This is a genomic window from Photobacterium makurazakiensis (assembly GCF_050336715.1).
Lineage (GTDB): Bacteria > Pseudomonadota > Gammaproteobacteria > Enterobacterales > Vibrionaceae > Photobacterium > Photobacterium makurazakiensis.
In genome coordinates this window covers 1-19446 of the sequence record NZ_JAKJSJ010000063.1, presented here as the reverse complement: position 1 = coordinate 19446, position 19446 = coordinate 1, and the positions used below count along the sequence as shown (strand labels likewise).

The following is a 19446-nucleotide window of genomic DNA, read 5'->3' as shown; positions in this document are numbered from 1 at the left end:
ATGAAATCAATCTACTGCTTGTCAATGGTTCGGTGATTCACTAGAGAGCCATTTCATTGGCCGAGCGTGGAGACTATCTCAAACGCAACCTTCACCGCCTCTTCTATCAACAAGCTATCTGGGGTCGTGATATACGAAACGGTAAAAGTGAGGGGATTGGGAGTCCACTCTGAATCGATAATTCTCAGGCGGCCGTTTTCGAGCTGCTCTTTGATGACCTCCTTGGGTAAGGTGGCAACCCCAACACCGCTTTCGACCAGTTTAACACTGGCAGAGAGAGCACTGACTGAGTAGTACTGTGGGTGGATTTTCTGTCCGGTAAAATGGCGGTTTATTTCGTGGTACGGCACTGTATTTCTGGCATAGGTGATAATCGGCCAGCGGGTAAAGCTATGGGTCTCAGCCGGCTCATTTAAACCAAGTGAGGGGCTAGCAACCCAGTATAAAGGATACTCACATATTACTTTATTGATCACTGACGGCTCAGAAATGGGGCCAAGGAGAATGGCGATATCAATATTATGCGCCATCAGCTCTTTGCTTAGGTTCACTGTTGCATCAACAATCAACTCAATTTCAACATCAGGGTATTTTTCATTAATACTTGTCAAAAATTCAGGTAGCCAAGTGTGTACCAGTGTTTCTGATACACCAATGCGGAGTAAGCCAGAAAGGGCGCTGGCTGCGTCGGCTTTATAACAAAGTTGCGCTGTACTATTGAGGATATTTTCCGCTAAAGGGAGTAATTCTCGTCCCTTTGCTGTCAATGTGACGCCGCCTTTTTCTCGATTAAACAGCGTTGTATTAAGCGTGTGCTCTAGGTTGGTAATACGGGTTGAAATGGCGGGCTGGGTTGTACATAAGTGTTCAGCAGCTTGGCGAAAGCTGCCTAAATTGGCAATCCAGACAAACGTTTCAAGCTGTTTTAGGTTCAACATCACAGACCCTTCCCTTATTCCTTTAAGGTATCGATAGCCGTTATTTTATGGCTACATAAATTTTTTTTATCAATATACGCAAAAAATCACGAATAGACATTATCTAAATAAGCCGTATTGTTACTTAGCGTTAACATATTAATTACCAAGGGATGGCATTATGACTGCGTCAGTATCACAACTTCCTCTTCCTGCATTACGTCAACGTATTCGTGAAAATGCATTTACCGACTCGACCAGTGGTTTAGCAAAGGGATATTTGCAAGCCAACCTTGTGATATTGCCGGCTGAGTGGGCGAATGAATTTTTGCTATTTTGCCAGCGTAATCCAGTTGCTTGTCCATTGATCGGAATGACTGAACCCGGTGCTAAAAATTTGGCTGAGATTGGCCTAGATATCGATATTAGTCGTGATGTGCCTGAATACCATGTGTTCTACGATGGTCAGTTTGAGCTTGCGACACCGGATTTAACTCAGCATTGGCGTGATGATTTGGTCACTTTCGTTTTGGGTTGCTCGTTCTCTTTTGAAGAAGCAATGCTTCAGACTGGCCTAAGTGTTCGTAACATTGACCAGCAATGTAATGTCTCTATGTACGATACCAATATTGCCTGTCAGCCCGCAGGGCGATTTCATGGCAACATGGTGGTATCGATGCGTCCGTTCACACCTGCTGATGCTATTCGTGCAATACAGGTGACCACTCGCTTCCCTAAAGCCCACGGTGCCCCCGTTCACTTTGGTACGCCAGATGCGATTGGTATTGAAGACATTAATATTCCAAATTATGGTGACCCGGTAACGATAAACCCGCAGGAAGTACCGGTGTTTTGGGCTTGCGGTGTTACTCCGCAAAACGTCATGCGCAACAGCAAGCCACCGCTGTGTATTACGCATGCTCCAGGCAAGATGCTGATCACCGATCGGCTGAATAACGAATTTGCATTCCTGTAAGGCGAAACCAAGGAGAACGTCATGAAAATTAACTGTGATATGGGTGAGAGCTTTGGCCTTTGGCAGTTAGGCTGCGATGAGCAAGTGATGCCTTATTTGGATATGGCTAATATCGCCTGTGGTATGCATGCGTCTGATCCTGTGGTGATGAAGAAAACCGTACAGTTAGCCAAGCAGCATGGTGTCATGATTGGTGCACATCCGGGTTACCCCGATCTACAAGGTTTTGGCCGTCGTTTTATCGCTATGGATAAAGACGAGCTGGCCGCGTTTTTTATTTATCAGCTTGGTGCGCTACAGGCGATTTGCCAGAGTGAATCGGTGACGCTTAGTTATGTGAAACCCCATGGCGCACTGTATAACGCGATGATGAAAGATGACGACGTTTTTCTCGCGCTGCTCTCTGCACTTAATCAGTACAATGCTGATCTTCCGTTGGTTGTCATGGCCGTTCCGGATCACCGGAGGTATCAAGATCTAGCGGCAACTTACGATATTCAGCTTTGGTTTGAAGCGTTTGTCGATAGAGCCTATGACGACAGCGGACGTCTTACCCCGCGCTCAGTATCAGGCTCAAGCCTTACGACGATTGAGCAAATTGAGCAGCAGGCTTTAATGCTGATTGAAGAGCAAGCGGTGATCTCGCTGTCGGGAAAGAAAATTGCCATTCATGCCGATACCTTATGCATTCATGGTGATGGACCATTATCGCTGCCAACGGCGCAAGTTCTGAGTGCGAGGTTAAATCGCCAATGAAGATCTCTGCAGTAAATGAAAACACGTTGATGGTGTATTTTTCGGATACGGTCAGCCCTGAAACGGCTGAGCAGATCGCGGCAGCAATTCCTGTCATCCGTGAGCAGTTAGGCTTGTATGTGGTTGATATCGTACCTTCATATACTTCGATATTAATTAGCTTTGACTTGATCACCATCGGGCTTCGCGAATTTAACCTGCGCTTGCAGCAGGTTCTGATTGAATGTAGCCGTGCTTCGCTATCTGCGAATCAGGCAAGGTGCATTGAACTGCCTGTTTATTATGGGCCTGAAGTTGCGCTGGATGCGCAAGAGATCTGCCACCATACCGGCTTGTCGTTTGATGACGTCGTTAATATTCATGCATCTGCAACATACCGTGTTTATGCGATTGGCTTTGCGCCGGGCTTTGCGTATTTAGGTAATACGGATAAACGGATAGAAATTCCCCGCAAACAAACACCTCGTTTGAAAGTACCAGCCGGAAGCTTGGCTATCGCAGACCGGCAAACGGCTATTTACCCGAAGCAGTCTCCGGGGGGGTGGCAGATTATTGGTCGAACACCCATTAGTTTGATTGATTACCAACGTGAGAATCTAACGGTGTTTGAAATGGGGGCACAAGTGTCATTTACGCCTATCGATAGGGCGACATTCCTAGACATGGGTGGGGTACTGCTGCCAGAAGAAATCGCGATGGACAGGGAGGTGGCATGACGCTACGAATTTTAACCGCTGGCCCGTTGAGCCTACTGCAAGACCTTGGCCGGTTTGGCCATCAGTCTATCGGGGTGAGTACTGGCGGGCCAATGGATGAACATGCGTTCTTATGGGGTAATCGCCTGCTAGGTAACGACCGTAATGCGGCACAAATTGAGATTGCGATGGGGCAGTTCAGCTGTGAATTCTATGCCGAAACCACCATTGCTTTAACGGGCGCTGATATGGCGGCCACATTGAATGGCCGGCCTATTGCCTTTTGGCAGTCTTATCCGGTTCGTCAAGGCGACCAGTTAGCACTGCGAGGAGCTCGTTCTGGGATGCGGGCATACCTTGCTGTTCAAGGCGGGTTCAAGGTGCCTACCCCCCTCAATAGCTGTGCGACTGTCATTCGGGATGAGCTAGGCGGCCTTCAAGGCGTAGGTGAAAAGCTGAATGCCAAGGACTTTATCCGGTACTCGGTGAGTCAACCAATGGCGACTAAGCAAGTACTGCCCCAGTTTATTCCGCAATATAGCCAACAAGTGACACTGGAAGTGATCCCCGGTTATCAATATGACCTATTTACACCAGAGCAACGCCAGCGATTTTTCAATGCGAGTTATACCCTAACACCGCAGATGGATAGGATGGGGTGCCGATTATCTGGTGAAGCCATCGAATGCCAAAAGCGTAACTTGATCTCGGAAGGGATCGCCCTTGGCGCTATCCAGATCCCTGCAGATGGGCAGCCGATTGTCTTACTACGAGATAGGCAAACCATTGGCGGTTACCCGAAAATCGGTTGTGTTACAGCCAAAGGGCTGAGCCAACTTGCGCAATGCCAGCCGGGGGCTGAAATTCGGTTTGTTGAAAAAGATCTCTATGAAGCAGAGGCGGAACGTGCGATTCAACAGCAGTTTTTTCACGGCTACGTCGGGAAAAAATGGATACAAGAACAAACCTTAGTCGGGTAATGTTCATCAAATTATGGAAGAAGCAGCATTCGGATAGTCGCTGCAGAGTAACAATTACAGGAGTTATACATGTCTACAGACAAAGTGATACAGCAACCGGCGAGTGACTCGATCTCAAAGCCGTCAGCTAAAGGGGGCTTTAACTGGTCATTGATCATGGGCGCTGCTTTTTTGATGGCGACCTCTGCAGTTGGTCCGGGATTCCTTACTCAAACCACCGTCTTTACTCAAACACTTGGCGCCAGTTTTGCTTTTGTTATCTTGGTGTCGATCATTCTTGATATCGGCGCTCAACTGAACATATGGCGGGTAATTGTTGTCTCGAAAAAACGTGCTCAAGACATTGCAAATGATCTTTTGCCCGGTTTAGGTTTTGCCATTGCAGGTACTGTTGCATTGGGGGGACTGGCATTTAATATCGGTAACTTAGGCGGTGCTGGTATGGGAATGAACGTCTTATTTCCGGGGATCACGCCAGTAGCAGGTGCAGCGATTAGTGCGGTGATTGCGATCAGTATCTTTTTATTAAAAGATGCTTCGAAAGTGATGGACCGATTTACCATCGTGATGGGTGGTTCACTGATAGTGATGACGTTATACGTTTTGTTTTCGACTTCGCCACCTGTTGGTGAAGCGCTGTATCGCTCTGTTTGGCCAGAGAAGCTTAATGTGTTGGCTATTGTTACTTTGGTTGGTGGTACCGTTGGCGGCTACATCACATTTGCGGGCGCACACCGATTGATCGATGCTGGTGTGACAGGGCAAGAAGCGTTGCCACAGGTTAACCGAGGTTCAATTTCAGCCATTAGTTTGGCATCTGTAGTTCGAGTAATATTGTTCCTTGCTGCGTTAGGGGTTATTAGTACAGGCGTGATCCTTGACCCTGAAAACCCACCAGCATCAATGTTCCAACATGCGGCAGGTAATATTGGCTACAAGATCTTTGGCTTAGTGCTATGGACTGCAGCTATAACCTCGGTGATCGGTGCGGCATATACCTCTGTTTCATTTTTGAAAACACTTCACCCTTTTATTGAGCGCAACACTCGAGGTTTCATTATTGGCTTTATCTTAGCGTCGAGCCTTATTTTCTGCTTTATTGGTAAGCCAGTTACTCTATTGATTGTAGCGGGTGCATTGAATGGGTTTATTCTACCTGTCACATTAAGCATTATGCTGATTGCTGCTCGTAAATCTGCCATTGTCGGTGACTATAAGCATCCTGTATGGATGTCGGTATTTGGTTGGATGATTAGTATCATGATGGCGGCAATGAGCCTGTACACCCTGTTTATCATGATTTTTGGTTAAGCCAAATCACTAACTATTAAAAAGCCCCACCATGCTTAATGCAGGGTGGGGCTTTGTTTATATTTCTATTGGCTAGTGGTTAACCGAATAGATAGGTGTACATGTAGCCTGCACCAATAGCCATGCCTAAGATGACAGCAAGGAAGGCAGCGATCATCTGATTCTTGAAGATAGATTTCAGTAGAATCACTTCCGTCAAGCTCGCGCCTGCGCTACCAATGATGAGTGCCATTACCGAACCCATCGCCATGCCTTTTTTCACTAATGCCGCACTCAATGGGATAACGGCTTCAGCACGGATATATAGTGGGATACCAATGATAGCGGCCACCGGAATCGCATACCACATACCTTCACCTGCGTACTTGGCGATTAAATCTGTAGGAATGAAACCATAGATGAAAGAGCCAATGAAAATACCCAGCATCAAGTAAGGAAGTACTTGCTTAAAGTCTTTCCAAGTTGAGTGCCAAATACGTACCCAGCGACTTTCTTCTTTCACGGTTAGTACCGCTTCACCACAACCGCTTACTTCAACAGTTGCTTCTTCTTTCGTATTACAGCAAGAGCTTGGTGCTGCTGGTGCGGGTTTTGGCGTTGCTGTCGCCGCACAGCTTGAAGCTACTGGAGCGGGTTTAGTACCACAGGTTGAGGTCGTGCTACCACAGCTTGAACTGGCATCAGCCGTTTGATAAGCCTCTTCACGGACATAGCGTTCAAAGCCTAGTTTTTCAAGCACGTAGCCAGCTATAACCGATACAGCCATTGCTACGATGAAGTAGAACACTGCTACTTTTATCCCAAAGGTTACGACGAATAAACCAATGATGATTGGATTAAGCAATGGGCTGGCGAACAAGAACACCATCATCGGACCAAACCCTGCTCGGGCACGAAGTAAACCTTTTAAAAAAGGAATGGTCGAGCATGAGCAAAATGGTGTGATAGATCCTAACAGTGCTGCGATCACATAACCTTTCCCGTTACGTGAGCTTAAGATCGACTGGATCTTTTTTGGGGTTAAAAATTCCTGCAATACGCCTACTAGATAGCTAATGGCTAGGAATAATACGGTTAATTCTGCTGCGAGGAATAGGAACATGCCAGCAGCTTCTTTAAACATGGTTACGAATTCAGGGCTCATAATCTTGCCTCGGTTACTCTAACGTTTCGATATATGTCGAAATATAGTGTGATGACAGATTTCTGTCAATACGTTATTTCTGGTTTTGTCGAAATAAATTTAGAGGTAATTTTATGATATTGATTATTAACGCATAATGTTTTCAGTTTGGTAGACGAAAAATTGCTGGTAAGGTGGCATTTTTAGCTTGGTATCTAAGATAGCTCTAAAAATTTGAAAGGGGCATATTGGCTGATAAGGCTTACGTCATAAGGGAAACTTGGGGGGAAGATGAACAGGAATGAAAAGCCAGCTCAATGTTATGAACACTATTTTGAGGTAGCTGGCTGAAAGCATTTAAGTTTGGTTTTTAATTGATGCAGGTGTCGTTTACGAGTTTCATCAGAGATCTGTTTAGCTTTGTCTGTACTGTATAGCTTAGCAATGTGCACTGCTTGAGTTGTACGGCTAAGTTCCATATTGCTCCACACTGTAATTTTTCCCCTCACTTGTAGTTATGCCCCGTCTCTTATCGTTAGAGAAGGGAATGTATTTTCGGCTGGCAACGTTACTGGTCGTGCATCTTTGTGTCTATATGAATTCTGTTATCAGATTTATAATAGTTGATAGCTTCGCTGTGTTATATAACCCTAATTACCTAAAAAAATTGAAAAAAGTAGTTTGATAAAATGGGCGTCACTATGTAATGACACCCATAGGTTTATATGTGATCAGAGATCAAAGCGACTATTTATGATGATATTGGCATCGAAGCCGAGAGACTTTTCGCGTTATCTTGGTCTGTAACCAGAAAATCAAACTCGGCCACTAATTGCTCGAAATTGGCAAGATCATCATTGGTGATACTCGATGCGACGGGGAGCTCATAGGTATAAGGGTCAACGGGGCGGTTTCGTACTAGTAGTTCAAAGTGTAAATGTGGGCCTGTTATTCGCCCGGTTGCGCCAGAGAGGGCAATTTTTTCACCTCGTTTGATCTCCTGCCCTTTTTGTACAAAGAATTTGCTTAGGTGCAAATAGCGTGTTTTGTAAATATTATTGTGTTCAATTACAAGGTATTTCCCGGCGTAAGGGTGGTTACGTACCACAACCACTTTGCCATCCCCGATAGAATATACTGGAGAGCCGACAGGTGTAGCATAGTCAGTACCATTATGTGGGCTAACACGCCCAGTGACAGGGTGCTGCCGCTTTGGATTAAAGTGGGATGTTACTCTTCTAAATATTTTATCTACCGGAAATCGGTCAAATGCCTGTTCTAGGCTTTCGCCACTGCGGTCGTAAAACCGACCATCATTTGCCAGAAATGCAGATACTTGTTTACGGTGCGCTTTTATTTCTATCCCTTTTATTTCAGTGTTGCCAGTTTTATGGTCATTCACGTATTGCTCGGCAACAAGGATATTAAATTTGTCGTTTGCTCTTAATTCTTTGGTGAAATTAATGTTATCCCCGACGATGCGTGTGATGTTGGCAATTTGATTTGTAGACAGTCCTTGCTTGTGAGCTGAGAGAGAAAAACTACCCTGTATAAAACCGCTATAAAGGGTATGAATCCATTCCGAAGGGCGTTCATTAAATTCATAACGATAGCTACCGTCATCTGTTAAGTGGTAGATAGCACGCTCAACAATACTTTGGTTATAGACTAATTTATTCAGTGTGTTACTGGCTGAATCCACCTCAATCTCTAGGTGGTCACCGGGTTTAATCGTGTCTAAATGCAGATAATCTGAATCTGTTTCTAATACTTTTTGTAAGCTTGTATAGGGGATCTGCCACTGAGCAAAAATGGTACTAAGTGTATCGCCAACCTTGACGATGTAATCAACATGCTCGATAGATGTTATAGCGACTTGATTTTGAATATCTTCATCAGCAACCTTATTTACCCATAGAGTATCTTCGCTTGCTAACGGAATTTCTATTGATTGTTTGGGGGCTTTTTTTGTCGGTAATATGGCGGCTAGAGAAAATGACGCAGTGGCGACGAGAAGAAGCGTTGATTTCAGGAACTTCATAATAAATAGAGTGATTAATTTTGTTATGTTATAACATAACCACCGAGAAATGTAACCCGACATACTGAAAAGGCCAGTCTTGCGACTGGCCTAATAGGTATTAAAACTGGCTATTTTCCGGGGCTACTGGCAGTTAGCTGGGCCAAGTTCTTGCCATACACCCCACTCGCCACTTAATGTTGGATCGTCGCCCTTCGTCCACCACTTAGCGCGCCACTGTTTAGCAGCATGGGTGACTTCATCACCTTCAACATAAATGCTAGTGGCATCCCATGCATTCGGGCAAACAGGGGTATTGTCGTCATAGACTTCAACATTACGATTTTCGCTGATGCTCTGTCCGTTGCCATAAGCGGTGGTGTAGGTGAGTGAATAATTACCGACGGTACTGGTATCAACACTGCCTGATACTGTGGTTTGGTCGGTAATATCACCATCAGTTGGGTGCGTGACCGTAACCCCTGCCATAGGGTCGAACGTACTATCTAGTGCAACGCGGGCATCGTCGATACCCTCGAAGATCGGCAAGAGATCATATACTGTCACTTTTCTTGGTTCGGTAGCACTGTTGCCATCATTATCTGCGACGTTGTAGGTCAATATGTAATCGCCAATTGTGTTGGTATCTACATATCCGTCAACCGTGATATTAGCCGTAATGTCATTGCCATCGGCATCGGCTGCAGTAACTCCCAATAATGGGTCAAAGTTGTCGCCACGTAGTACACGTGCATCAATCAGGCCGCCAAAGCTTGGTGTTAAATCGGGTAGGGGCGGCTCTTGATTGTGAATAAAGTAACCGTAGTCTTTAATGAACTGCTCATTGTACTGCTGACCTGCCGAGTTGGTTCCCATATCCCAGTTTACTGACCAGGTCATCACGCCGCGTATAGGTTGACCTTGGGCTGATAAACGATTGAAGGCGTTGTATAAGTCGCTCGGCGTTTCAACGTAGCCGTTTGCTGCACCGTCGATATTGGCGGGGATACCAAACACTAATTTGTCATGGGTGATTTGGTTGTAACCACGTGTCCCATTGATCAAAGAGTCAGACATGTAGTAGATGAACTCTTCTTTACGTGGGTCATTCTGCGATAGCCAGCCAACGCCTTCTACGTAGACACCGTCGCCGCCCTGATTATAAAACTGCGGGTTGATAAAATCGTAGTAGCCTTCCAAGCCATCAATGTACGGCATATATTTGCCATTAACTTCTGAGAGGTAAGGGAATTCAGGAGCCATGGTGATCATGAAGTCTTTACCTTGAGCCTTGTAATGATCTTTAACCATTTTTAACGCTGCTGGTATGACGGTGCTGTTGCTGGCAGCCGTAATTGCTAATTGTTCGAGATCGATATCAAGGCCATCAAAGCCGAATTTGTCGGTTAGACGAATGACTTCATCTGCGAAAGCTTGTTCATCGCCCGCCTGCAATTCAATATGGGCGTCTGCCCCACCCAATGCCAGTAGGACACTACGTCCCTCAGAATTCAATTGTGCGATTTGAGTAATAAATTCATTTTCAGTTAAGCCAATGGTGGGATCTAGCTTAAAGGTTGGGATACGGCCTTCTGCTGGGTTATAGACCTTCATGAACGATACATCGACTACGTTATAGTAAGGGTGCACATCCGTTAACTCGATACAGGGTGCATTACCACCTTTATAGCCAGCACCATCACACCAGTTATGCCAGTAACCAACGACCACGTTGCCATCTTGTGCCACCATCTCATTTGCCATGACAGTACTGGGGGCGACGAATGCTCCTAGCGCCAACGAGGCGGTGAGAAGACTCATTTTTATTGCCTTCATGTTAACTCCTTTTACAACGTTATTAGTATTCCCATTCTGTAATACAAGCCACTCTCCAAGGGCTTAGTGATACCCCAAACAATATATACTATGAAGTTAAGAGCATATGTATAAGGTATATTCAGTTATTGATAGAGGATATATTTCTTGTTGCAAATAAAGATCTGCATCCAAAAATAAGCTCTTATTTTGTTGCATTTGTGATCACAGATACGATCGTGATTGTTAATTTTAATCGGGCGTATTAGCTTGCCTCCCTCCTAATATCTCAGTAGTCAGAAACAAGACCTCATGGCTATTGCTAGATTTTTAATATCAGCTTGAATACGCCTGTTTTTTTGGGGACAAATTGTGCTGTTGTAGTATCAAGCTAGATAGTATGCCCAGTGTGCTTACGGTGAGTTTAGCTAATGTATGCTGGTGAAATTGGTATAAATGGCAGGACAGAAGAACCTGTCAAATAATTATAACCCCCTGAAGTTACCTATTTGGCTAGGTATGGAGTGTTTTAATGAATACTTCCCGTTATCTTTTGGCGGTCGTCATTCTGGCGTCCGTTACTGCTTGTCGTGATGATTCTAATGATGATGAAACTAGTGCTGGAATTGCTGCGGCAGGTGAAGGCGAGCAGGTGACAGAACCCGCTGCTGGCTCAGAATCACCACCAGAATCTGGCTCTCAACCCGATGAACCCGTGTTACCACCAGCTGAAGAGCCGCCACCTGAACCTAAACTTGATATCGATGGCCTGCCGTTGCCTGATTTATCAGTAACTCATGACTATGAGGCTTACCTAGCGGCACGACCTGAATATTACACCAGAATCACGGCGCCTTTTGGCAGTGTTGATGGTCAGGATAATACGCCTTTTAGAAACCCTGTGACCAATGCTGGTGCAAATTTGGGGCGAGTTATTTTCTATGATGTGCGGCTGTCGGCAAACAGTACAATTGCTTGCGCCGATTGCCATATTCAGGAACATGGTTTTACAGATCCCAAGACATTCAGTGATGGGTTTGAAGGTGGCAAAACGGGCCGTCATTCAATGAGTTTATCGAATGCAACCTATTACCGAAATGGCAAATTTTTCTGGGATGAAAGAGCAGATTCACTAGAAGAACAAGTGTTGATGCCAATTCAAGACTCGGTAGAAATGGGGATGAATCTGTTTGATCTTGAAGTTAAATTAGCTGAGACCAGTTTCTACGGCCCGTTGTTCGAACAAGCTTTCGGTGATGAGGCGATTACCAGCGAACGTATTGGCCACGCCATGGCGCAGTTTATTCGTACCATGGTGAGCTATGAATCGAAATACGATCAGGCCTTTGTGGCTGGTGAGTGGGACGATCCAGACTTTTCTGCGGTGTTTACCGAGCAGGAAATGGAAGGATTACGTTTGTTTGCTGGCTTTCCGGGGCCAGAGCGCTCGTCACTTGGATGTGTGGCTTGCCACCAAACGACAGCACACAGTATGGATCAGGCGCATGTGAATGGGGTAGATGATAGAGATGCTACCGACCAAGGTGCTGGTGGCGGTTTCTTTAAAGCACCGTCACTACGTAATATTGCGGTAGGCGCTCCCTACATGCATGATGGGCGTTTTGAAACATTGGCTGACGTGGTTGAGTTTTATAATAGTGGTATTCAGCGACATCCAAATCTTAGCCCTGATCTCACAGCCAATGGGCGAGTGGGCGGTGCACCCGTTCAAATGGAATTAGACCAGGAAGAAAAGGCGGCATTAGTGGCGTTTTTAGAAACGCTTACGGATGAAGATTTCCTAACGAATCCTATTTTTTCTACGCCATTTGAAGAGCGACGAGATACCGGGGAAACCACTAACGGTGATGATAATACGCCATAGCGGTGGGGGGGATTAATTTTAGTGAACAAAGCCTGCTCATAAGTATGAGCAGGCAACGTATTTTGAACAAATTGACGAGATATAAACGTGTCATAGCTATTAACGCAGCAAGTGATGAGTTGGAGCACTGTTATAGGAACTTACCCGCCCCATCCTTTACTGCCGCTAGAAGAACGACTGCTTCCCCAGCTTGATTTCGCCGATACGGTTGAGCCGAACCCTCCCCGTGAAATCGTACGGTTAACCGTTGGCTTCGGCTTCATTTGATCGCGATTCACTTTTACTTTGGTGTTTTTATAGCGGCTACTGCCATAGTCACGGCCATCTGCTGTTGTCCAGCGGTCATAAAAAATACTGCCTGGGTAGCTAGAGCGATACATCGGCTGAGAATAGTAGTTATTACTGTTCATCATTCGGCCAAACATAAACCCCGTCATTGCAGGCATAAACCAACTATTACCGCGCGGTTGCACACACGCGTCGTTACCAAATTCGGCTTCGCAATCATTTTGACTTTGATACTTGGGCCCTGTGCGAGAGGCTTCTTGCACCGCATACTGATAGGCGCTTTGGCACTCAGCGCTGTAATTAGGGTTTTCGTCAATACAGTCATCAAGTGATTGGTAGATGGAAGCATCTTGCTCATTGTCACTACAGCCTGTCAGTACAGCACTGGCAATCACGACAGTGACGGGTGTGAACGTCAGAGGCCGCCAGCTTTTGCGCATACTCGCGAGAACGACATGTTTACTGCGTTTCATCTGCCTTCTCCCTAGTAGGTCATACAAGCGGCATTTAATAAGCCAACAGAAACCGATGTTGCTGCCATTACGATTCCCGCTGGAATTTCACCGGCCTCAATACGTTCAACAATTTTAGGCATAAAGCCGAAGCGTAAAATAGCAAAAGCGATGAGCTGTGCAATCAGTGCAACCACGCCCCATAAAATGAAGTCGATAATGTTGACTGAGTTACTAGCCGCGCCAGCGATTGCAAGGCAGTAGCCAAGGATAGATCCTGAAAGGCCAATAGCGGCGGCAATATTTTTGTCTTCTTTTACCAGTTTCCATTCATCGTGCGGTGTGAAGCGAACATAGACAAATTTAAACAATAATAAGAAAGCCAGAGATAGCGAGAAATAAAGTAGGAATGCGCCAAGGCCTGCGAGTGAATTAGTTATTACATCCATGTTAGTTCCATTTAGTTAGCGTTAAAAAATAATGTGGCTTTTTATTAGGTTAGCCTATGAGCTTAAAATCGGTGGGTGATAGGTCAAACCCAGTGCTTATCGCGAGACAGCGTTCGGCCTGTTGGTGTCTAATCTTTTCTTCGCCCGCGACGAGTAGAAATTCAAACTGTTCACTTTCGGTTTCTCGCTCATAAATCATGACAAATTGGTCAGTATCGCTGACCGAACCATTCTCAAGCCACGTCGTTTCAGTCATTGCCACTGGGCGTACATTGTCCCAAGCTTTGGTAAAATGATGCCCTTCAAGTTCCCATGTCGACTGAACAAGGGTGTGATCAAGCAGTTGCTGCCATTGGGTTTGGGTATCAATGGGTTTGGATTCGTAAAAGTAATAGAGTTTCACTTCACTAATGTCGGCTTCCGATTCGCCATGTATCAGCACTTGTATGAAACCATCATCATCCGTGTAATAACGGATCAAACGAGTTTGCTCATCGAGTTGAACGACTCCAACGGCTTTAATTAGCTGGGTTCTTGCTGCGCCTTCGATAATCAAATCAGGTTCAATCAGGCGCAGCTTTAGATCATCGAGCTCAAATGCACCACCGAGCCTTAGCCCTAATATTTCAGGACTTTTAGGTGTTTCAGGTTGAGGTGATGTTTTCTTTTTAAACCAGTCAAACATAATATTTCCTGCATGGTGCGCTTTATAACGTTGAGTTAATGCTGGAGCCAATTAAAGCTATTGACTCGTTCGTCAGCGATATAGAACAGCTTAGTCCCTGCCGGTACAGGGTGATCTAAAGGTGGGTTTAATTCAACACCTTGGCCAGTATCAATCGCTATTAATATAGCCTCATAGTGTTGCTTAAAAGCCGTAAACAAAGGGGCGATTGTTGTAGGCTCAGCATTGCTTGGATAGGTGACTGAATATTGAGTCATGCCTTTATGGGTACTCAACAATTCATGGTGTAACTCACTTGAACCTGGGTCTACCGCTGCTTTGGCTAGCATTTCCACGGAAACGGAAGGGATGCATTCTGCGTTAGGGCAATGTCGTTTTAGCAACTTGCTGAGTGAATCGTCATTGAAGTAAGCCAAGAGGTGCGCATCAGGATTACGGCTGGCACTATAAAGGGCCGCTGACAGCGTGATATCATCTTCTGTATTATCAATGACAATACAGCTTGCAGTATCGATTCCGGCTCGGCTCATCCCTTCACTGTCGGTAAAGCTGGCGACACGAACAAACTCAATTTCACCTGGCAATGGGTTTTCCATTTCGGGTCTGACACATAGAACGATGGGCCGATGTCCAGACTCTTCATGTTGCAGCATTTTGATCAAATGAAGGGTACGCTGTTCGTTCCACCCCAGTACTAAAATATGATTGTCCACTTTCAGTTTCCTTTTCCCGAGCAAGCCACGCTTCCAATAATCAATAAATAGGCTTGCGACACGGCCCACACCTAATGCAAATAGCCCAAGTCCACCAGGGATGACAAAGAGCATAACAATCCATTTACCGGCAACGGTTGTCGGTGACATGTCTCCATAACCAACCGTTGAAGCCGTTACGATTAGGTAATAGATGAAATCGGTGGGGGATTGCACGAGCGCTTTTTCGCCCACAATAGTGAGCAAAATAAAACAGATAACGGCATAACTCAGGGTGAGAAAAAGGAGGTTTTGCCCACTAAGCGCATTAAATTTTGTCGCTGCCCAGCGACGAAAAATCAGCCATAGTGACATGGACACCTCCTTTTAAGAGTAACGTCTCTATTCATTACTTGCCGAGAATACGTTTTAGTTCATCTTCGGCAGAGGATGATTGACCACTGGTCACCCCAGCTTCTGCTAGTTTTTTGTCTAGGCTTGAGCATGATTGTTCTTCTGCCATTTCAGCAGCCGCTTCTAACTGAGCCGATTTTTCAGCCTGGCGCTGTTTAATTCGTTCTAGCGATTCGACGGCAGTGTGCATCTTGGCACTGGCCCCCACATTGGTGGCTGATACCGCAGACTGGGCTTTTTGAACGGCTTCATTGGCTTTCACCACATCGACTTGCTGCTCTAATTGACGCAACTTGTCTTTAGCTTGGCTGATATTGGTACGCATGCGTTGTTCAGAAGCAATGAACTGATCAAGGTATGTCTGCTCTGCTTGCTGTTCGTTGCGAATGGTTGCGACTTTTTGTGCACATTCTAGCGCAAGTTCTTGCTGGCCTTTTTCCATCGCACTTCGGGCGTGACCTTCATATTCTTCAATGCCTTGGTTAAAGCCATCAACCTTTTGCTGCGAAAGCTTGCGTTTGGCAACAATGCTGACGAGCGCTTCATCTGAACGGCGAAGTTCTTGTTTCGCATCACGGATTTCTTGATCCAGAATACGCAGTGCTTGACTGTCGGCAACCGACTCTGCTGTTTCGTTAACACCGCCCTTAATGGCAGTAAACAGTTTTTTCCAAACGCTCATTATGCGGTCTCCTGAAGGTGCTCTTGATACAGTTCAATAAAGGCTTCGACATTGCGAAATAGGGTTGCGACTTCAATAACGATACTTTCGGCTTTTGACTGGGAAGATAGAGAGCCAAACGCAACGTAGTAGCTGGTACCGTCCAGTGTGTTAATACCAATTGTAGAAAGCGGGAACATTTTGTGAGTACGCAGAATTTCTTCATTTAGCTTCACAGTGTCGGTAACTTGATCGGCTGGGAACAGTAGTACCTCAACTAAAATTTGCTCGCCTGAAACGGCAAGATACGCTTCAATGCCATCTTCATTTTGTACCGTAAGTACTTCCTTATTATCGGTGACATGCCAGCCATCGTGGCTAGCGAGAATTGGAGTCAGTTCTGCAAGTTGCCAAGTCATGTTTATGCCTTCTTAGTTATGGGCGGATGCTTGTATGAAAAGTGTACTTTTATTATGGGGTTAAACTTATTAATTACCACAGAATACGTTACTTTTGTTGTGTTTTTGTGAGCGACTTTATACTGGTGTGATTGCTTTATATCTTCATAAATATACCTTAGTAAGTTGTACTACCTGAGATTTTGGGCTTTGTAGTGAGTAATTTGATATTAATAATTGATTTTTTGAACAGCAATACAGCAATACAGCAATACAGCAATACAGTAATTGATAAATGCTATTTAGATGGCTAGGTACAAATTGACGATACCTACTGAGCCGTGTACAGCGTGGTATTCGTGACCTAGGTGTCAAGGGGGATCATCCTTTTGTTGCAGCTGTATCTAAGAACAAGGATAGATACCCGATACGCTGTTATTTATGAATTAAAAAAGCAGAAGTTCGTGAATTTTTTATGGTAGTAAGGACTATGTACATGCATTAAGGTGAAGGTTTACTATTATTTATGGTTGTTTTTACTCATCCAGCATAGGTCAAATATGTGATGTATAGTATTTATAGTTAAACGAGGGTGTTTTATAAAAATAATTTATATTGTTAATGATTAATTCTTTATAATCATTAAAGAAAGGTCTTTATCATTCAATAGGTTAGACGTTAACATCAAGGCAACTGTTTTTAATGTTAGTTAACTTGATTAATTGTTATTACCACCGTAATTATACTTATACCTAGATTTACTATTATATTTTCTGATGTGATTTTGTAAAACTGGGTTGGTATTTATATTTAAAAAAGGAATTAGTAAGATGGAACATTTAAAATTTATTATCCCATACCTTTTTGTTACGGCTTTATCTGGTAATACGATGGCGGAGACTGGGTATGACTACATATCGGGAGGATTTCAATATTCATCTATCAGTAGCAATAGCACTGATTCACCAGTAGATTCTCTATCTGGTTATTACTTAGGTGGCTCGTGGAATTTTTATGATCAGTTTTTTTCTGAAATACGGCACGAAAAACTATCTAAGAATAGTATTGAACTGTCAGAGTCTATGATTGGTCTAGGATATTACTACCCAGTTTACAATGATCTTTCAGCCTATATCATTCTTGGTGGGGTAGACTATCGTTTAACATACGAATTAACGGACAATATTATACCAGATGGTATCCTAAACGAAATAGGTTCGACTAATTTAGGTATTACAACCAACAATAGTGCTCTTGCTGTTGAGCTCGGGGTGAAATGGAATGTGCTAGATAATCTAACAATTGAGCCAGCGGTACGTATGTTAAATTATGATGAGGTTATTATAGATTATCGACTTGATACAGTATTTGAAATTTATGACGGTATAAGTATAGAGGCAAATATAGGCTATCAATCAATGGATCTTGTAAAGACATTTGTTGATAACTCAAAGTTAGATCTAAGTTTAGATACTGATGAGCTATATTATCAGCTTGGATTTAGATATTCATTCTGATCCTAGTGGTATGATTTTATCCTCCTAATCTTATAATTAGGAGGATTTTTATTTGTTTCTATTAATAGCCATTATATCAACCCCTCGAAATGTATAATTGCTAAAGATAAGGTTTTTATCAATGCACCTGTCTTTCCAGCTCATGAAGCGCTTATATATGACTACCTATCCAGATAGTCATGGTTATGTAAAACTATATAGTAAAATGTAAGATTCAATTTTTTTTGAACTGCTTCAGCTTATGTTCTAAGTCACTATCAAAATACCCAATATATTGTTCTTTTATACTCAAAAATGTACATCGAATTTTAAACTGTTTACCAATGGTTCCAGACCAGTATAGGAAACCATCATATTCAATTAGATATAACTCATCAGCATTAAAGTTATATTTATCTTGCAGAGAATTAGTTATGTCAATTATGTCATCATCAATCATGGTTCAATACTCGATTACAACTTATAGGAAGTGTACTTATCAATGAAATAGACTTTAATATAAATGTTTTTATATTGAGCTCAAGTTAAAACATATTAAATTAAAGTGAGTTCTGTTGGGTTTTCATTAATGTTATTTAACTTGCATTTTCGGGGTGGTGAGCCCGGTGAGATGGTTTCCAATATTTGATTAATTCACATTAATTAATATGAATTAATCAAATATTGGAAGAGATACGGTTTTATTTCTATTTTGTTTTATGTAGCTTTATCTAACTCGAAATTATACAGAGTAAAAAAATAACATTAATTTTGGTTGCTATTGAGGGGGTGTTATGAGTGAAGTAAATAGCCTTAAAGGGAAGAGAATCTTCTTGAATGATGAGGTTTACTTAATAGAAGAAAAACGGTCTATAACAAATAGTAATAGTGGTGTTGAGGCTATTTTTTCATGTCCCGAAGTTACCATCATAAAAGAGCTGGTTATGGCTAGTGGTAAACCATTATCTAGACAGTATTTATTGGATAATTGTTGGGGGGGGCGTATTGTCACAAATACATCATTAAGCGTGGCAATTAATAAAATAAGAGAAAGACTAAATAGTGTTGGGTTAGATGATGCGATCCTGACTATTCCCAGGTATGGTTATCAAATTAATTTGACTGATGATGAACGTTTAGAGGTTGAACCATTATTTTATGCTGATACTATAAGTGATATATCAAGTGAAGAAAAAAGTATTAACGTTGATATTAATATAGGTAAAAAAGATCGGAGAAGATACGAAAAAATACGGATTAAACTATCCCTTGACCATCTTGTTTTTTTTATGTCTTGGATGTTTTCAATATCAATTTTTTCGATTTACTTGTTTGGTTAATGTGAATGTAAAATAATATAAAAATAATATGTTTATAATGTTGGCCAGGTACTAGTTATATTTAAGTTAGTAATTTCTATTGAGGTATCTGTG

The 19446-nt window shown here is 43.4% G+C and carries 17 protein-coding genes and 1 pseudogene; 8 read left to right on the top strand and 10 right to left on the bottom strand.

What is annotated here, in order from left to right; genetic code table 11:
* Positions 1–53: 53 nt before the first annotated feature.
* On the bottom strand, positions 54–938 hold the full coding sequence (locus tag L4D09_RS23385; RefSeq protein ID WP_428459947.1) for a LysR family transcriptional regulator: 885 nt from the start codon (positions 936–938) through the stop codon (positions 54–56).
* A gap of 160 nt (positions 939–1098) precedes the next feature.
* Between L4D09_RS23385 and L4D09_RS23380 the strand changes: the two genes are divergently transcribed.
* From L4D09_RS23380 to L4D09_RS23360, 5 genes are all read left to right on the top strand, one after another.
* Positions 1099–1893 carry a putative hydro-lyase gene (locus L4D09_RS23380; protein WP_428459946.1) on the top strand — a complete coding sequence of 265 codons (795 nt, stop codon included), beginning with the start codon at positions 1099–1101 and terminating at the stop codon, positions 1891–1893.
* A gap of 21 nt (positions 1894–1914) precedes the next feature.
* Complete coding sequence (locus L4D09_RS23375) at positions 1915–2649, top strand: 5-oxoprolinase subunit PxpA (protein ID WP_428459945.1); 735 nt, start codon at positions 1915–1917, stop codon at positions 2647–2649.
* The gene (gene pxpB, locus L4D09_RS23370) at positions 2646–3365 is read left to right on the top strand and encodes a 5-oxoprolinase subunit PxpB (protein WP_428459944.1); all 720 of its coding nucleotides are present in this window, start codon (positions 2646–2648) and stop codon (positions 3363–3365) included. The genes L4D09_RS23375 and pxpB overlap by 4 nt, the downstream gene beginning before the upstream one ends.
* A complete protein-coding gene (locus L4D09_RS23365) occupies positions 3362–4324 on the top strand; it encodes a 5-oxoprolinase subunit C family protein (protein WP_428459943.1) in 963 nt (320 codons plus the stop codon). The genes pxpB and L4D09_RS23365 overlap by 4 nt, the downstream gene beginning before the upstream one ends.
* A gap of 69 nt (positions 4325–4393) precedes the next feature.
* Positions 4394–5635, top strand: a complete 1242-nt coding sequence (locus L4D09_RS23360; protein ID WP_428459942.1) for an NRAMP family divalent metal transporter — start codon at positions 4394–4396, stop codon at positions 5633–5635.
* A 79-nt stretch (positions 5636–5714) separates the two neighbouring features.
* Here the strand turns inward: L4D09_RS23360 and L4D09_RS23355 are convergent, their stop codons facing one another.
* The 3 genes and pseudogenes from L4D09_RS23355 to L4D09_RS23345 all read right to left on the bottom strand — a co-directional run.
* Complete coding sequence (locus L4D09_RS23355; protein ID WP_428459941.1) at positions 5715–6779, bottom strand: permease; 1065 nt, start codon at positions 6777–6779, stop codon at positions 5715–5717.
* A gap of 730 nt (positions 6780–7509) precedes the next feature.
* Positions 7510–8799, bottom strand: coding sequence for a peptidoglycan DD-metalloendopeptidase family protein (locus L4D09_RS23350; protein ID WP_428459940.1), 1290 nt, complete (start codon positions 8797–8799; stop codon positions 7510–7512).
* A gap of 129 nt (positions 8800–8928) precedes the next feature.
* Positions 8929–10614: pseudogene (locus tag L4D09_RS23345) on the bottom strand (immunoglobulin-like domain-containing protein); the annotation flags it as partial.
* A 511-nt stretch (positions 10615–11125) separates the two neighbouring features.
* Between L4D09_RS23345 and L4D09_RS23340 the strand changes: the two are divergent.
* A complete protein-coding gene (locus tag L4D09_RS23340) occupies positions 11126–12478 on the top strand; it encodes a cytochrome-c peroxidase (protein WP_428459939.1) in 1353 nt (450 codons plus the stop codon).
* A gap of 140 nt (positions 12479–12618) precedes the next feature.
* Here the strand turns inward: L4D09_RS23340 and L4D09_RS23335 are convergent, their stop codons facing one another.
* The 6 genes from L4D09_RS23335 to L4D09_RS23310 are packed head-to-tail and all read right to left on the bottom strand — an operon-like array spanning position 12619 to position 16538.
* A complete protein-coding gene (locus tag L4D09_RS23335; RefSeq protein ID WP_428459938.1) occupies positions 12619–13239 on the bottom strand; it encodes a DUF1190 family protein in 621 nt (206 codons plus the stop codon).
* An 11-nt stretch (positions 13240–13250) separates the two neighbouring features.
* The gene (locus L4D09_RS23330) at positions 13251–13667 is read right to left on the bottom strand and encodes a DUF350 domain-containing protein (protein WP_428459937.1); all 417 of its coding nucleotides are present in this window, start codon (positions 13665–13667) and stop codon (positions 13251–13253) included.
* Positions 13668–13716: 49 nt separating this feature from the next.
* On the bottom strand, positions 13717–14352 hold the full coding sequence (locus L4D09_RS23325) for a YjfK family protein (protein WP_428459936.1): 636 nt from the start codon (positions 14350–14352) through the stop codon (positions 13717–13719).
* 35 nt (positions 14353–14387) lie between these two features.
* The gene (locus L4D09_RS23320; RefSeq protein ID WP_428459935.1) at positions 14388–15419 is read right to left on the bottom strand and encodes an ion channel; all 1032 of its coding nucleotides are present in this window, start codon (positions 15417–15419) and stop codon (positions 14388–14390) included.
* A gap of 34 nt (positions 15420–15453) precedes the next feature.
* Positions 15454–16140 carry a PspA/IM30 family protein gene (locus L4D09_RS23315; RefSeq protein ID WP_428459934.1) on the bottom strand — a complete coding sequence of 229 codons (687 nt, stop codon included), beginning with the start codon at positions 16138–16140 and terminating at the stop codon, positions 15454–15456.
* Entirely contained in the window at positions 16140–16538 is a 399-nt protein-coding gene (locus tag L4D09_RS23310; RefSeq protein WP_428459933.1) for a DUF2170 family protein, read from the bottom strand. The genes L4D09_RS23315 and L4D09_RS23310 overlap by 1 nt, the downstream gene beginning before the upstream one ends.
* An 809-nt stretch (positions 16539–17347) precedes the next feature.
* Here L4D09_RS23310 and L4D09_RS23305 point away from each other — a divergent pair.
* A complete protein-coding gene (locus L4D09_RS23305) occupies positions 17348–18034 on the top strand; it encodes a hypothetical protein (RefSeq protein ID WP_428459932.1) in 687 nt (228 codons plus the stop codon).
* A 773-nt stretch (positions 18035–18807) separates the two neighbouring features.
* Positions 18808–19353: a winged helix-turn-helix domain-containing protein gene (locus L4D09_RS23300; RefSeq protein WP_428459931.1), complete on the top strand. Its 546-nt coding sequence runs from the start codon at positions 18808–18810 to the stop codon at positions 19351–19353.
* Positions 19354–19446 lie beyond the last annotated feature (93 nt).